This window comes from Rhodoblastus sphagnicola (genome assembly GCF_002937075.1).
Lineage (GTDB): Bacteria > Pseudomonadota > Alphaproteobacteria > Rhizobiales > Beijerinckiaceae > Rhodoblastus > Rhodoblastus sphagnicola.
In genome coordinates this window covers 1-13245 of sequence record NZ_NHSJ01000010.1, presented here as the reverse complement: position 1 = coordinate 13245, position 13245 = coordinate 1, and the positions used below count along the sequence as shown (strand labels likewise).

Sequence of the window (13245 nt, the reverse complement as noted above, 5' to 3'; positions counted from 1 at the left end):
TGCTCAAGTCCCCGCGAAAGGCTAGACGGATGGAATCGCGAGCCCCCTTTGCATTGATCGGGCTGTTCATGACGGCGGCCATCGCCGCAATGTTCGCCTTCGTGTTCTGGCTGCACAATTCGACGGGCCTGCAAATGCGTACGGCCTATCGCATCCAGTTCGAGAACACCGTCGCGGGACTGGTGGACGGCGCGCCGGTGCTATTCAACGGACTCCGCATCGGCGAAGTCACCCGCCTCCAGCTTGCGCCCGACGATCCCGGCCGGGTGATCGCGACCATCGCGGTCGTCGCGGACGCGCCGATTCGGCTGGACACCAGGGTCGGCCTGGATTTCCAGGGCCTGACCGGCGTTCCGGTCATCACGCTGCAAGGCGGCGCCGCCGATGCGCCCAGGTTTCCGCCCGAGGTCCAGGCGCCCATGCTGGTCGCCGACCCCCAGGTTGGCATCAGCACGGGCCAGGCGGCGCGCGAGGCGCTGCTGCGGCTCGACACCATCCTGACGGAGAACGCCGGGCCGTTGAAAACGTCGATCGCCAACATCACGACCTTCTCCACCGCCTTGGCGCGCAATTCCGACCGCCTCGACACCATCGTCGCCGGCCTGGAAAAACTGACGGGCGGCGGCGCCGAGCAGCCTGTGGAGTCTTACGACCTCGCGGCGCCGCAAAGCGCGCCGGAGCCGAAAAAGTCCGTCGAGCCTTTCGTTGTCGCGGAGCCGACGGTTCCTATCGCCATGGACACCCAGAAAATTCTGGTGCGCGCCGACACCCATACCAGCCCCGGCTTTGGCAAGGCGCAATGGGCCGAAAATACGCCGAAGCTGTTGCAGGCGAAGATCATCCAGAGTTTTGAGGACGCCGGCTATCTTGGCTTTGTCGCCAAGCCGGTCGAAGGCGACGCGCCGAGCCGCCGGGTGTCGATCGATGTGCGTGGGTTTGAAATCGTCTCCGAACGCTCGGAGGCGAGCATCGCATTCAGCGCCAGGATCTTGTCCAGCAAGGGCCGCGTTGTCGATGCGCGATTGTTCCACGCCACCGCCCCGGCGTCGGCGACCGACGTCAAGCTTGCGGTCAAGGGGTTCGACGAGGCGTTCGGCAAGGTCGCGGGCGAACTTGTGGCATGGGCCGGCGACGTTTTGCGCCAGCATTAGCGCATATCCCGCAAAAGTGGACGCCGGTTTTGCGAAAAGGATATGCGTTTTCAAAGGAATCTAGAGCTTTCCCCGCTTCAAGTGAAGCGGGGAAAGCTCTAGAAGCAGGCGGCCCGCGCTATCGATCACGCCCGCGATCCTCCATCTGGTCGCGCCTGTGACCGTCGTCATCGTGACGGCCTTCATCATGTTCGCCATCGCCGTGATGCCTGCGACCGCTGGAAACCTGGATCAGGCTCGCCGGATCGAACTTGCCATGCAGCCGTTCGCCGGCCGCATTGACCGCGTGGACGAGGTAGCAGCCATCCTCGATCCGTATGGCGACGTCGCGCCAGCCATCGGCTTCGAGCTTGGAAACCAGGGCTTCGCGCGGCTGCCAGTCGGCCAGCGGCGCCGCGCAGTCCCAATGCGCGCAAGCCGCGCCAGCGCTCGTGAGCATGATCATCAAGGCCATCGTGGCGACGCGCATCAAACATTTCCCGGTAAGCGCCGAATATTGGAGGTTAGCGCGGCAAGCTGACGCCCCCCTGAACGTCGGGCGAAGATTTTTCGCAACGATTATAACCGGGCTGCGCTAGATTGCGAGGCGAGGAGCGGGGCCAGACGATGCGGATGCTGTTGGTGGAGGACGATGCCGTCCTGGGCGGGGCGATCAGGGATCAGGTCGCCGCCGACGGCCATTCCGTGGACTGGGCGAAAGGCGTCGTCGACGCCGCCGCCGCGATCGTCTGCGCCGCTTATGAACTGGTGCTGCTGGACCTGATGCTGCCGGACGGCCGCGGACTGGATTTCCTCAAAACACGCCGCGCCGCCGGCGACGCGACTCCGGTCATCGTGCTGACCGCGCGCGACCAGATCTCCGACCGCATCGCGGCGCTCGACGCCGGCGCCGACGATTATCTGGTCAAACCCTTCGACCTGTTCGAGCTTTCCGCCCGCATTCGCGCGGTGGGCCGCCGTTATGCCGGCAATCCCAATCCGCTGGTCGTCATCGGCGATCTTGAAATAGATCTTGCGCAAAGGTCGATCCATCGGGCGGGCAAGACGGTGCAGCTGACGCGGCGCGAATGGTCGCTGTTCGAAGCTTTCGTGCAGCGCCCGCAGCAACTCATGTCCAAGGGACAACTCGAGGAACGGCTCTATGCTTTCGACGCCGAGGTCGAGAGCAACACCATCGAGGTCTATGTCGGGCGTCTCAGGCGCAAGCTCGGCGCCGACATCGTCGAGACCGTGCGCGGCATGGGCTACCGGCTCGGCGCGCAAGGGACGCGGGCGTGAGGGACGACGCGCCGCCAGGCTGGAGCCTGCGCCGACGGCTGGCGCTGGCGCTGACCGGCGCTGTGACCGCGCTGTGGCTGGCGGGCACGGCGGCGGCGAGCCTGGTGCTGCAGCGCGAAACCGACGAGGTGTTCGACAGCGCGTTGCAGGAGGTGGCCGAGCGCGTGCTGCCGCTCGCCTATGCCGAACTGCTCTCGCGCGAAACCGCCGACGCGCAGCATGTGGCCTCGGTGCGCCAGAAGGACGAGCACATCAGCTATGTCGTGCGCGACGCGGCGGGAAAAACGCTGCTGCAATCGAGCGACGCCGACCTCGCCAAATTTCCGCAGAAACCGCCGCTTGGTTTTTCCTCCACGCAGGTCGTGCGCGCCTATACCGAATCCGGCGTCAAGGGCACGATCTTCGTCACCACCGTCGAGGATCTCGCCCATCGCCGCAGCGCGGTGTGGCGCTCGGTGGCGGCGCTGATCTGGCCGCTGGTGGCGCTGGCGCCGACCGTGGTCGCCGTCATCTGGATTTCGGCGCGGCTCGCGTTCAAACCGGTCGATCGGCTGCGGGCCGAACTCGCCGACCGGGGCGGCGGCAATCTCGCGCCGGTGGCGGGCGCCGGTCTGCCCCGGGAGATCGCGCCGGTCGCTGTGTCGGTCAATGCGTTGATCGGTCGGCTGAGCGATGCGCTCGAAGCCGAACGCAGTTTTACCGCCAACAGCGCGCATGAATTGCGCACGCCGATCGCCGCCGCGCTGGCGCAGGCGCAGCGGTTGCTCGCGGAATCGTCCACGGAGGCTTCACGCCAGCGCGCCGCCGCCATCGCCTCGGCCTTGCGCCGGCTGGCGCGGCTTTCCGAAAAACTGCTGCAACTGGCCAAGGCCGAGGGCGGCGGTCTGATTTCCGACACGCCGCGCCCGCTCGGCCCGGTGCTGCGGCTGGTGGCGCAGGAGGCCGAGCGCGATCTGGATATCGATGGGCGGCTCGACCTTGTCATCGCCGGCGATCCCGTCGCGCCGCTCGATCCAGACGCCTTCGCGGTGCTGGCGCGCAACCTGATCGAGAACGCCGTCAAGCACGGCGATCCCGAACGGCCGATTGTCGCGCGCTTGAGTCCGGATACCTTCGTCGTCGCCAATGACGGCCCGGCCGTCGCGCCGGAAAATCTGCAACGGCTGCTGCGGCCGTTCGAGCGCGGGCCGACCCGCGCGACCGGATCGGGCCTCGGCCTCGCCATCGCCGCCGCGATCTGCCGCGGCGCCGGCTTGAGGCTCGAGCTGCAATCGCCGCGTCCCGGCGCGGGCGAGGGCTTTTGCGCGACGGTCCATTTCTGACGCCGGGCTGAACGCAAGTCGGCGCCCGTTTCAGGTCGCTGTCAGGCGCAAGGGCGAAAAGGCTCCCGGCGATCCGCCGCGCTTGTCGCCCCTCGGAGACGTTCCGCTGGCCGGTCGATCCCGCGAGCGGCGGCGTGGATGGTTTCGGGAGCGGAAGCGGGGTCGCCTTGGCGCGCCGCGTCCGTGATCAACGCGCGATCAATCCCGACAGGCCCCAGGCGGTGAAGCGGCCCGATCACACATCGACATCGGGCGCCGCCGTCAGCCACCCCCGCCTGAGGGCGTAGCCCACAAGCTCCACGCGGCCATGGAATCCGAGTTTGTCCATCGCGCGCGCCTTGTAGGTTTCCACGCTCTTGACGCCGAGTTTCAACAGATTGGCGATCGCCTTGTTGCTGTGGCCGAGCGCCGTCAGCCTGAGCACATCGACTTCGCGTTCGCTGAGGTCGACCGCGTTCTCCGTTGCATCGACGCGCGACGGGTTGACCACGCTGTCGACGAGCTGTCCCGCGATCGCCGGGTCGAGATAGGTGCCGCCCGCGGCGACCGCGTGAACGGCGTGCGGCAAATCCGCCGCCGCCGAGCGTTTGAGAACGTAACCGGCCACGCCGACCTCAAGCAGCTTGCGCACGTAGGATCGGTCTTCGTGAACGGTCAGCACCAGCACCTTGCACTGGGGCGACGCCGCCCGCATGTCGCGGGCCACCTCCACGCCGTTCAAGCCGGGCATCGACAGATCCAGCACCAGGACGTCGGGATTGAGCTCTTTCGCCATCGCCAGCGCGGCCGGCCCGTCGCCGGCCTCCCCGACGACCTCTATGCCGGGGTCCGCGACCAGCAGCGACTTGATGCCCGCGAGCACCACGGGATGATCGTCGGCCAGAAACACGCGCAGCTTCGATGAAGCGCTCATGGCGACACCGGGACGAACAGCGCGCGGCCCTGAACGGGAGTCGATTCGACGTCCTTCGTCGGCGCGCCCGCCGGCTCGATGTCGCGCGAAAAGCCGCGTCCCTTGTCCTCGATGATCATCTTGACCTCCGCGTCGCTGGCTTCGAGCGCCACGCCGACCCTGGTCGCGGCGGCGCGCCGAACGATATTGATGATGGCCTCCTGTAGCACGCGGCGCCATGCCGTCGCCACGGTGGGCTTGAGCCGCCGGTCCTCAAGCGCCAGATCCAGGGTGAACCGCGGATTCGACCTTTCCGCTGAGCTTTGCGTGGGGTGGTGAAGCGCCGACTGGCGCCTCACGCGAAACGCACGCCGGCCAGCCGTTCCGAAGCTTCCCATAAGCTGGCGGCCATCGCGGCGTCCAGAGCCTGGGCGGGCGGCCTTGACGTCGCTGGCGGCCCTTTGGTCTCGTAGGTCTGCGACGGCCCGTAAAGCCGGCCTCCGTTTGCGTCCGGCGACGTCGCGGCGAACAGAATCGGCAACGCGCCGTGCGCGGCCGATGCGTTGAAAGGCGTGGGAAACAGGCTCGTCAGCCGCCACAGCACGGCCAGCACGCCGCACGAGGCCGGCCCGTTGGCGATGAGGGACGTTTGGGCTATGCCGGGATGGGCCGCCATGGCTTTGACGTTCCAGCCGGCGGCCTCGCTGCGGCGCTGAAATTCCATCGCTGACATCAGCACCGCCAGTTTGGTCATGGCATAGACCCGGAATGCGGCGTAGCTCCGCTCTGATTGCAGGTCGGTGAGATCGATCGCCCCCCCGTGCGCGGCGAGGCTGCTGACATTGACCACGCGCGCGCCGACGCCGCGTCGCAGCAGCGGGAGCAGCCGGGCCGTCAGGGCGAAATGGCCGAGATGGTTGGTGGCGAACTGCAACTCAAACCCGTCTTCGGTCACATGGCGCGCGGGCGGCGCCATGATCCCGGCATTGTTGATGAGCAGGTCTACGCCCCGGTCCGCCGCGCGCATGCTGTCCGCGAAGGCGGCGACCGAGGCGAGCGATGCGACGTCGAGATGAGCGAACCGCACGGCGGCGCGGGGATGGGCGGCGTGCAGGCGCGCCAGCGCATCGGCGCCCTTGTCCTCGTTGCGGCCGGTCAGCACCACTTCGGCGCCCGCCGCCGCCAGCGCCAGCGCCGCCTCGTAACCGAGCCCGCCGGTCGCTCCGGTTATGACAGCCAGACGCCCCCTTTGCGTTGGCATGTGCGCGGTCGTCCAACCGGTCATCGTCCTATTCCAGGGGTGAACCCCCTGCCTTGTTCAGCGCAGGGCGCGCGGTATTCGGAATGGCAACAGCCGTTGCACCCAGCGCGCGCTGAACCGGTCGAGGCACAGGCTCTCGTGCATGGCGGTCGCCGTCTCGCCCAGCAGGTTGGTCTCCAGCACCGATCGGGCGTAGAACGGCGTGTCTTCCAATGTCTCCACGACGCGCGCGCCGCCTTGCGGGTCGCCTCGCGTGCCGCGCTCGACACGCCAGAGCGTGGACGGCAATTTGATGAACGGCGGCGCCTCGAACGGCTCCACCCCGCCCGCTGGATCGAAACGCAGACCGAGAACCGGCCCGGCGCCGTCGCGACCGGTGACGTCGTACAGAACCGCCGCGCCGCGCTTCAGCGCCGCGCGCGACCAGTCCCACCGCTTGAACGCCGCTTCCAGCGGTTCGTCGCCACGGTTGGAATCGAGATAGCCGGAGCCCGACCAGCGCACCGACGGTTTTTCCAGCTCGACCTCGACCCGCGCGCACGGGGCGATCGGCCCCCAGTGGTGGCGGCCGGCGGAATCGAGTTGATAGGATTTGTCGTGCAACGCCGTCGGATGCACCCGAACGGTTCCGCGAAGGCGTTTGGGAATGGGCACGGCGATTTCGTCAATCCGGATGGTCAGGCAGTCGCCGTCCCACTCAAGCGAACTCGGCCCGATTTCCAGCCAGGACTTGTCGCGCTGCACCGCGTCGCCAAACCGTTCGGTCATGGCCCAGCGCTTGCCCTCGCCGTAAACGGCGACGTTCAGCGACACATGCTGCAAGGGATCGCCGCCGCCGCGTCGCCGCATCTCGGCGTAATAAGGGGAAAAGACGCTGCCGATCAGCGCGATGATCGTGATTCCGTTGCGCCCGTCGTCGCTGAGCGCGTCGACATACCACCAGCTGTAGCCGCCCTGCGCCACCGGCGCGTCGAAACGAGGTCCGCGAACTGAATCGTCGGCGCGCGCCGTCGAAGCCGCGCCGGCCTCCGGCGCTCCGGCCCCGAATGCCTGCGGCGCTTCTTGCCCGATTGCCTGCGGCGCTTCTCGCCCGAATGCCTGCGGCGCCTCTCCCCCGAATGCCTGCGGCGCTTGGTCGGCTATCAGCAATGACTCATCTCCCGGCATGACGACTCCCAACTCCGAAGGTGTGAAGCGTCGACCATTGTCGATGGCTCGCGATTTGGCAAGGTTGAGCGGTCATTTAGCTCAGCCAAGGCGGCGTTCGGAGGGGGCGCTCAGAAGGGCTTGGCCACCATGAAATACATGCCAAGCGTGAGCGGGACGGTTGAAATGAGACCCCAGATCAGCCAGGTGCGGCTGTCTTTCTTGTAGGAGTCCGGCACGTCGCCGATGATGGCGAAATCCTGGGCGGCGCTCGCCTGCCTGATCTGGATCGGCACGAGGATGCCCACCCAGATCGCCCCCGACACAGCCAGCATGAGCTGCCCGTAGACCAGCCAAGGCGTTGAAAACAAGGAAATGTGACCCGCGAAGGCGGCGCCGTAGCCGCCAAGGACCATGAGGAAGCCGCCGGTCAGGGTGAACGAAAAGTCCGTGACCGTCACGAGCCATTGCGCGAAGGCGACGATTTGCGTCTTGCACGTGCGGTCGGCGAACACCTTCCAGAAGGCGGTGACGGTGACATTGCCCGCCATCAATATCAGCCCGAAAATATGAACGCCCTTGAAAAACTCGTACATGGTCGTGATCCGGTGGGGCACGTGCGGAGAAATGGGCGCCGCCCCCAGGGCCCTCGTGGAGCCAATGTCTGCCATACCTCTTCATTGCTGGATAGTAGTGATTGTGCGACAAATACACGCATATCGCCGCGCATGACGAAGCGGGTCTGCGTCAAGCAAGATTATTGGAAATCTCTCTGACAGGATATGGAAGCGTTCGCTTGCCTGATACAGGGATTTCACTGAAGTTGATGACGCGGCTGGCCGGCGTTGCCGGCGATGCGCCGCGCGCTGGCATACGGTTTCGCGGCGTGACCCGCCGCTTAACCGTCGCTCTACTGACGTCGTTAGGTCGGGGTTGCTGTCATTGCAGGCGCGATCCAGGGGGTTAACTTACACCCCATCGGGAGTTAACTTAGGTAAAGGACGCGCATGGCCAGATCCGCGAGCGCCGCAAGGGAACAAACCGGACGTTTGTCAGGCATCTCGACAGCCGCGCCGTCATTGTTCCGCTCAAGCCGCTGTGCTAGCCCTAGTCTTCAGCAATTCGATTGTTCCAACGTGGAGCGATGAAAGCCATTTCGGCGAGCCTTGAAACCAGATCAGGCCTGCCGATCATCTGGATATCGGGAGGCTTGTCTTGAAAGTCATTGTTTTCGGGGCGACCGGCAAGCTTGGGCGCGCGGTGGCGCTGACGCTGCTGGCCGAGGGGCACGAGGTGACGGCCTTCGCGCGCGACGCGAAGAAACTTCCCGCGCAAAAGGCGATCGTCGCCATCGAGGGCGACGCCATGAACGCCGCCGACGTGGCGAAAGCCGTGGCCGGTCACGACGCCGTGGTCGTCAGCCTGGGCGATTCCACCAACCCCGTCGTCCTGGCGCTGGGCTTGACGAAACGGCGGTCGCCGATCGACATCTGCGAGAAGGGGACGGCCAATGTGATCGCGGCGGCGCAAGCGGCGTCGGTCCAGCGGCTGGTCTGCGTCACCAGCTACGGCGTCGGCGACACGCGCGAGAAGCCGTCGCCGCTGCACAAGAAAATCTTCGGCTGGCTGCGGCTCGGCGAGCAGTTTGAGGACAAGGAGCGGCAGGAGAAACTGGTCAAGGCGTCCGGCCTGGACTGGACTCTGGTGCAACCGGTCGGCCTGACCGATGGCGCGGCCACCGGGCGCTGGCTGGCCAGCGTGACAGGCGAGAGACGCAAGAGGACGATCAGCCGCGTCGATCTCGCCGCCTTCATCGTCCAGATCCTGGTCAGCGCCGGCCACAAGCACGAGACGGTCGTGATGTCGGGCCTGCCGATCTGAAACAGGAAGAAGCGGCGGCCGTCCCCCGGGGGATGGCGCCGCCGCGCCATGCGCGCGCTTCAGGCGCCGCTGGCTTGTGTTGAAGCGGCGCCGGCTTACGTTGAAGCGGCGCCGGCTTGCGCTGACGCAAAGGCGCTTGCATCCGGCGCCACCTTGTCGAGAACCTTGGCCGACGACAGCACGCCGGGGATGCCGGCGCCGGGATGCGTGCCCGCGCCAACGAGAAACAGGTTCTCGACATCCTCGCTCTTGTTGTGCGGCCGGAAATAGGCGCTTTGCAGCAGCACCGGCTCCATGCCGAAGCCCGCGCCCTTGAACGACAGCAGCCGGTCGTGGAAATCCTGCGGCGTGGTGACGCGCGAGGCCACGACGTGCTGTTCGAAGCCGGGAAGCAGCGTGTTGTCGAGGAATTTGGCGATCGCCCGCCGGTACGGCTCGGCCTCTGTCGCCCAGTCGATCTTGGCGTCGAGGTGCGGGATCGGCGATAACACGTAAAAGGTGTCGCAGCCCGGAGGCGCCAGCGAGGGGTCGGTCGCGGTGGGGCGGTGCAGGTAAAGGCTGAAATCCTGCGACAGCACTTTTTTCGAGAAAATGTCCTTCAGCAGGCCCTTGTAGTCCGATCCCAGCGTGATCGTGTGATGGCCGACGTCGTCATAGCGGCGGTTGACGCCGAAATACCAGACAAACAGGCCATTGGAATAATCCATGCCCTCGACCTTGCGGTCGGTCCAGTGGCGGCGGTCCTCCGCCGGCAGCAGGTAGCGATAGGTCCAGGCGGCGTCGGCGTTGGAGACGACGATGTCGGCGGCGATCTCCTCGCCGGAACTCAGCCGCACGCCGACAGCGCGACGATCCTTGGTCAGGATTTGCGTCACCTCGGCGCCGCAGCGCACCACATTGCCCTGGCCTTCGATCAGGCTGACCAGCCCGCGCACCAGCGCGCCGGTCCCGCCCATGGCGAAATGCACGCCCCAACGCCGCTCCAGCGACGAGATCATGCCGTAGATCGCGCTGACGCTCATCGGGTTGCCGCCGATCAGCAGCGGATGGAAACTCAGCGCCACGCGCAGGTGCGGATGGCGCACGTAGCTGCAAACGGCGGCGTAAATGCTGCGCCAGGCCTTGACCGCGATCATTTCAGGGGCGACGCGCGCCATGTCCATCAACGAGCCGAATGGCGTGTGAGCGGCGTTTTCGAAGCCGACGCGGCACAGCCGGCTGCTGAGCTCCATGAACTTTTCGTAGCCGTCCACGTCTTCAGGCGACAGCCGCGCCACTTCCGCCCGCATCGCATCCGGATCGCCCGAGCAATCGAACCACGAGCCATCGTCGAAGCGCAGCCGGTAGAATGGCGTCATCGGCCGCAGGTCGATGTCGTCCTCCAGCCTGCGGCCCGCCAAGGCCCATAATTCCTCCAGCAGGAAGGGCGCCGTGATGATGGTCGGCCCCGCGTCGAAGCTGAATCCGTCGATGTGGTGGACATAGGCCCGGCCGCCGGGGGCGTCGAGCCGGTCGAGCACGGTGACGCGATAGCCGCGGGCGCCAAGCCGAACAGCGGCGGCCAAACCGCCGAATCCGCCGCCAATCACCACCGCGTGGGGGGCGTTTCGGGTGACTTCCGCGCCAGCGGGCGCGACGCTCTGTTTAAGATTGACCATGCGCGAGGCCAGTAACACAAAGCCGCGCTGTTTCGCAGCGGCAAATCGACGCGAGCGGACCTCGCCGCGCGTGAGTCGCCAGCCGCCGCCTTCGCCCATTGCCGCGAAAGCTAATTTACCAAGTCTATAATATTGATTAACTCTGTGTCGCGGCCTATGTTCTCTTTTTGGCGATAGAAGGTGGTTTTGCATCTCCGTCGCGCCATAGGGAGAGAAAAATATCTCCACGCCAAAGGGGCGACGAACAATGATTCCGAGCGCGCGCCTCGAAACCCTCCTCCGGCGCCTGGACGATCTCGGCCCCCGCCCCAATGCGCTCGACCTGGCGCGGCTGGTTTCGGCGACGGCGCTGACGGCGGAAGACGTTGCGCCCTATATCCGCGCCAATCCCCACGCCTATAACCGCGCCTGTGTGGCGCGACGCGATCATTTCGAACTCCTGGTCATGACCTGGCTGCCGGGGCAGGCCAGCCCGCCGCACGACCATGGCGACTCGGCGGGCGTCGTGCGCGTCCTGCGCGGACAGGCGCTGGAAACCAGTTACGCCCTCTCCGGCGACGGTTTCGCCGAAGCCGAACTCGCCGAACTCCTGGAGGAAGGCGCGGTCACGGCCTTTCAGGACGCGGGCGCGCATTCGCTCGCCAATAGTCCCGAGGCCGAACAGCCGCTGGCGACCCTGCATGTCTATGCGCCGCCCCTGTCCCGCTTCCGCAGTTTTACCGCTCGACCGGCGCGGGGCGGCGAAGAGGGGGCGCCCGTCGTCGCCATCGTCGGCGGCGGTTATTCCGGCGCCATGGTTGCGGCCCATCTGTTGCGCGAGGCCCGGCGTCCCCTGCGAATCGTGCTGATCGAGCGGCGCGGCGCCCTGGGCGAAGGCGTCGCCTATTCCACCGGCGAGCCTGAACATCTGCTTAATGTGCCGGCGAAAAACATGAGCGCCTGGCCCGACCGGCCGAATGATTTCGTCGAATGGGCGGCCCGGCGCGACTCCAGCACCGGACCGGACGATTTCCTGTCCCGGCGCTGGTATGGCGACTATATTCGCGAGACCTTGCAGGCGGCGGCGGAACAGGCCTCCGGGGGCGCCCGGCTGGAGATCGTCCACGACGAACTGCGCCGTCTGGCGCGCAAGCCGGAGGGCGGCTGGCTGGCGCATTTCGAACACGCCCCCTCGCTGGCTGTCAACGCCGCCGTTCTGGCCGTCGGACATTGTGCGCCGGCCGATCCCATCGGCGCCGCCTGGAGCGGCCCGCGCCAGCGATTCGTCGCCGATCCCTGGCGCGCCTTCGCCCTCAACGCCGTGCTGCCCGCCGAACCGGTGGCTGTGCTGGGCAGCGGACTGACGGCGGTTGACGTCGTGCTGTCGTTGACCGCGCGGCTCCGAACCGCGCCGATCACCCTCATCTCCCTGCGCGGCCACGCGCCGCAGGGCCATTCCTGGCCGCTGTCCGCGCCGCTCGATCTGACGGCGCTGGTCGAAGGTCTTCTCACGGCGCCCGGAGGCCTGACCGCTTACGCCCTGCTGCGCGCCGTGCATAAAGCGGCCAAGGATCATGTCGCGAGCGGCGGCGATTGGCGCGGCGTCGTCGATGGCTTGCGGCGGCACACGCCGCGACTGTGGCGCGCCCTGAGCCTGCCGGAGCGCCGGCGCTTCCTCGCTCGCGTCCGCCCGTTCTGGGATATCCACCGCCACCGGACCGCGCCGCATATCCAGGCGCGCTTTCGCGACTTGATGGCGCGCGGCCTGGTGCGCATCGTCGCCGGACGCGTCGTCGCGGCCGAGGCCGGCCCTGACAATGTCAATCTGACGGTTCTCGACCGCAAGACGCGCCAGACCTTCGCAATGGAAGCCAATTGGGTGGTCAATTGCACCGGGCCGACGCCGTCCAACCGGCCGGAAGCCAATCCGGCGATCGCCTCGCTGCTGCTTCAGGGACGGTTGCGGCCGGACCCGCTGGGCCTCGGCGTCGAAACCTCGGCGTCGGGCGCGGCTGTGGCCGCCGATGGCCGTGAAGAGACCGACCTGCTGGTGGTCGGCGTCTTGCGCAAGGCGGCCTTGTGGGAATGTATCGCCGTGCCGGAGTTGCGCGCGCAGGCGGCGCGCGCGGCCCAGACGCTGCTCGACCTGCCGCAATTGCGGAGCTCGGCCGCGTCACGGCAAACCGCCTCGGACCCTGATTCGACATTCGAGCGTGGGTGATTTTTTGGCCTTCTCAATCATCGGCATGATGGGGAAGGCGAGCGCCATCGGCGCCTATGCGAGCGCTGATTAGAATGTCACTTCAATGTGTTTGTCGATATTTTAAGCAAACATACAGTTTATATCAAATATGTATTAATCTGCAGGCCATAAAAATTTGCTTGAGGCGGGTGGAAAAATCATATTAACTACCATTACCAAGGATTCTGATCCTTGTTGCAGGGTTTGTTTCTCATAAGCAAGAAATAAACTCTAAAAATTTCATTTTAATGCCTCCCTGAAGCGAGGATCCTATGCCCGACGATGTCGAAATCCGCAGAACCTTGAGTGAGCCCGCCGCCAGGCAGCTTGCCAACGCCACCAAGACCAGGGCGCAATGGTCGGGCATCACGCCGCGATGGTTGGTGTCCTTCCTGCCGTGGACGCCGGTTGAGGCCGGTATCTATCGCCTCAACC

The 13245-nt window shown here is 66.2% G+C and carries 12 protein-coding genes; 5 read left to right on the top strand and 7 right to left on the bottom strand.

Features of this window, described 5'->3' with window-relative positions; translation table 11 throughout:
* The coding region (locus tag CCR94_RS00510) for an ABC-type transport auxiliary lipoprotein family protein (RefSeq protein ID WP_206605740.1) at window positions 1-1151 on the top strand (1151 nt) is incomplete at its 5' end.
* Window positions 1152-1269: 118 nt separating this feature from the next.
* On the opposite strand, the gene CCR94_RS00505 is transcribed toward CCR94_RS00510, so the two are convergent.
* The gene (locus tag CCR94_RS00505; RefSeq protein WP_104505939.1) at window positions 1270-1620 is read right to left on the bottom strand and encodes a PepSY domain-containing protein; all 351 of its coding nucleotides are present in this window, start codon (window positions 1618-1620) and stop codon (window positions 1270-1272) included.
* A gap of 137 nt (window positions 1621-1757) precedes the next feature.
* Between CCR94_RS00505 and CCR94_RS00500 the strand changes: the two genes are divergently transcribed.
* Together CCR94_RS00500 and CCR94_RS00495 are read left to right on the top strand one after the other, a co-directional pair.
* On the top strand, window positions 1758-2429 hold the full coding sequence (locus tag CCR94_RS00500; RefSeq protein ID WP_104505938.1) for a response regulator transcription factor: 672 nt from the start codon (window positions 1758-1760) through the stop codon (window positions 2427-2429).
* A complete protein-coding gene (locus tag CCR94_RS00495; protein ID WP_104505937.1) occupies window positions 2426-3751 on the top strand; it encodes an ATP-binding protein in 1326 nt (441 codons plus the stop codon). Before CCR94_RS00500 ends, CCR94_RS00495 begins: the two co-directional genes overlap by 4 nt.
* 235 nt (window positions 3752-3986) lie before the next feature.
* Here the strand turns inward: CCR94_RS00495 and CCR94_RS00490 are convergent, their stop codons facing one another.
* The 5 genes from CCR94_RS00490 to CCR94_RS00470 all read right to left on the bottom strand — a co-directional run bounded on the left by CCR94_RS00490 (window position 3987) and on the right by CCR94_RS00470 (window position 7646).
* On the bottom strand, window positions 3987-4664 hold the full coding sequence (locus CCR94_RS00490; RefSeq protein WP_104505936.1) for a response regulator: 678 nt from the start codon (window positions 4662-4664) through the stop codon (window positions 3987-3989).
* Complete coding sequence (locus tag CCR94_RS00485) at window positions 4661-5002, bottom strand: sensor histidine kinase (RefSeq protein WP_104505935.1); 342 nt, start codon at window positions 5000-5002, stop codon at window positions 4661-4663. Before CCR94_RS00485 ends, CCR94_RS00490 begins: the two co-directional genes overlap by 4 nt.
* Entirely contained in the window at window positions 4999-5928 is a 930-nt protein-coding gene (locus tag CCR94_RS00480) for an SDR family oxidoreductase (RefSeq protein ID WP_104505934.1), read from the bottom strand. The genes CCR94_RS00485 and CCR94_RS00480 overlap by 4 nt, the downstream gene beginning before the upstream one ends.
* 33 nt (window positions 5929-5961) lie before the next feature.
* Window positions 5962-6867: a carotenoid 1,2-hydratase gene (locus CCR94_RS00475; RefSeq protein WP_170068920.1), complete on the bottom strand. Its 906-nt coding sequence runs from the start codon at window positions 6865-6867 to the stop codon at window positions 5962-5964.
* 314 nt (window positions 6868-7181) lie between these two features.
* The gene (locus CCR94_RS00470; RefSeq protein ID WP_104505933.1) at window positions 7182-7646 is read right to left on the bottom strand and encodes a DUF2269 family protein; all 465 of its coding nucleotides are present in this window, start codon (window positions 7644-7646) and stop codon (window positions 7182-7184) included.
* A gap of 619 nt (window positions 7647-8265) precedes the next feature.
* Here CCR94_RS00470 and CCR94_RS00465 point away from each other — a divergent pair.
* Window positions 8266-8931: an NAD(P)-dependent oxidoreductase gene (locus CCR94_RS00465; protein ID WP_104505932.1), complete on the top strand. Its 666-nt coding sequence runs from the start codon at window positions 8266-8268 to the stop codon at window positions 8929-8931.
* A 95-nt stretch (window positions 8932-9026) separates the two neighbouring features.
* On the opposite strand, the gene crtI is transcribed toward CCR94_RS00465, so the two are convergent.
* Complete coding sequence (gene crtI, locus CCR94_RS00460) at window positions 9027-10589, bottom strand: phytoene desaturase family protein (protein ID WP_104505941.1); 1563 nt, start codon at window positions 10587-10589, stop codon at window positions 9027-9029.
* 247 nt (window positions 10590-10836) lie between these two features.
* Between crtI and CCR94_RS00455 the strand changes: the two genes are divergently transcribed.
* Window positions 10837-12789 carry an FAD/NAD(P)-binding protein gene (locus CCR94_RS00455; RefSeq protein WP_104505931.1) on the top strand — a complete coding sequence of 651 codons (1953 nt, stop codon included), beginning with the start codon at window positions 10837-10839 and terminating at the stop codon, window positions 12787-12789.
* Window positions 12790-13245 lie beyond the last annotated feature (456 nt).

What these genes read in the sequence shown, in the direction of transcription:
- CCR94_RS00480 (WP_104505934.1), bottom strand. Translation starts at nt 5,928, where the DNA reads ATGACCGGTTGGACGACCGCGCACATGCCAACGCAAAGGGGGCGTCTG.
- CCR94_RS00470 (WP_104505933.1), bottom strand. Translation starts at nt 7,646, where the DNA reads ATGTACGAGTTTTTCAAGGGCGTTCATATTTTCGGGCTGATATTGATG.
- CCR94_RS00500 (WP_104505938.1), top strand. Translation starts at nt 1,758, where the DNA reads ATGCGGATGCTGTTGGTGGAGGACGATGCCGTCCTGGGCGGGGCGATC.
- CCR94_RS00505 (WP_104505939.1), bottom strand. Translation starts at nt 1,620, where the DNA reads ATGCGCGTCGCCACGATGGCCTTGATGATCATGCTCACGAGCGCTGGC.
- CCR94_RS00455 (WP_104505931.1), top strand. Translation starts at nt 10,837, where the DNA reads ATGATTCCGAGCGCGCGCCTCGAAACCCTCCTCCGGCGCCTGGACGAT.
- crtI (WP_104505941.1), bottom strand. Translation starts at nt 10,589, where the DNA reads ATGGTCAATCTTAAACAGAGCGTCGCGCCCGCTGGCGCGGAAGTCACC.
- CCR94_RS00490 (WP_104505936.1), bottom strand. Translation starts at nt 4,664, where the DNA reads ATGAGCGCTTCATCGAAGCTGCGCGTGTTTCTGGCCGACGATCATCCC.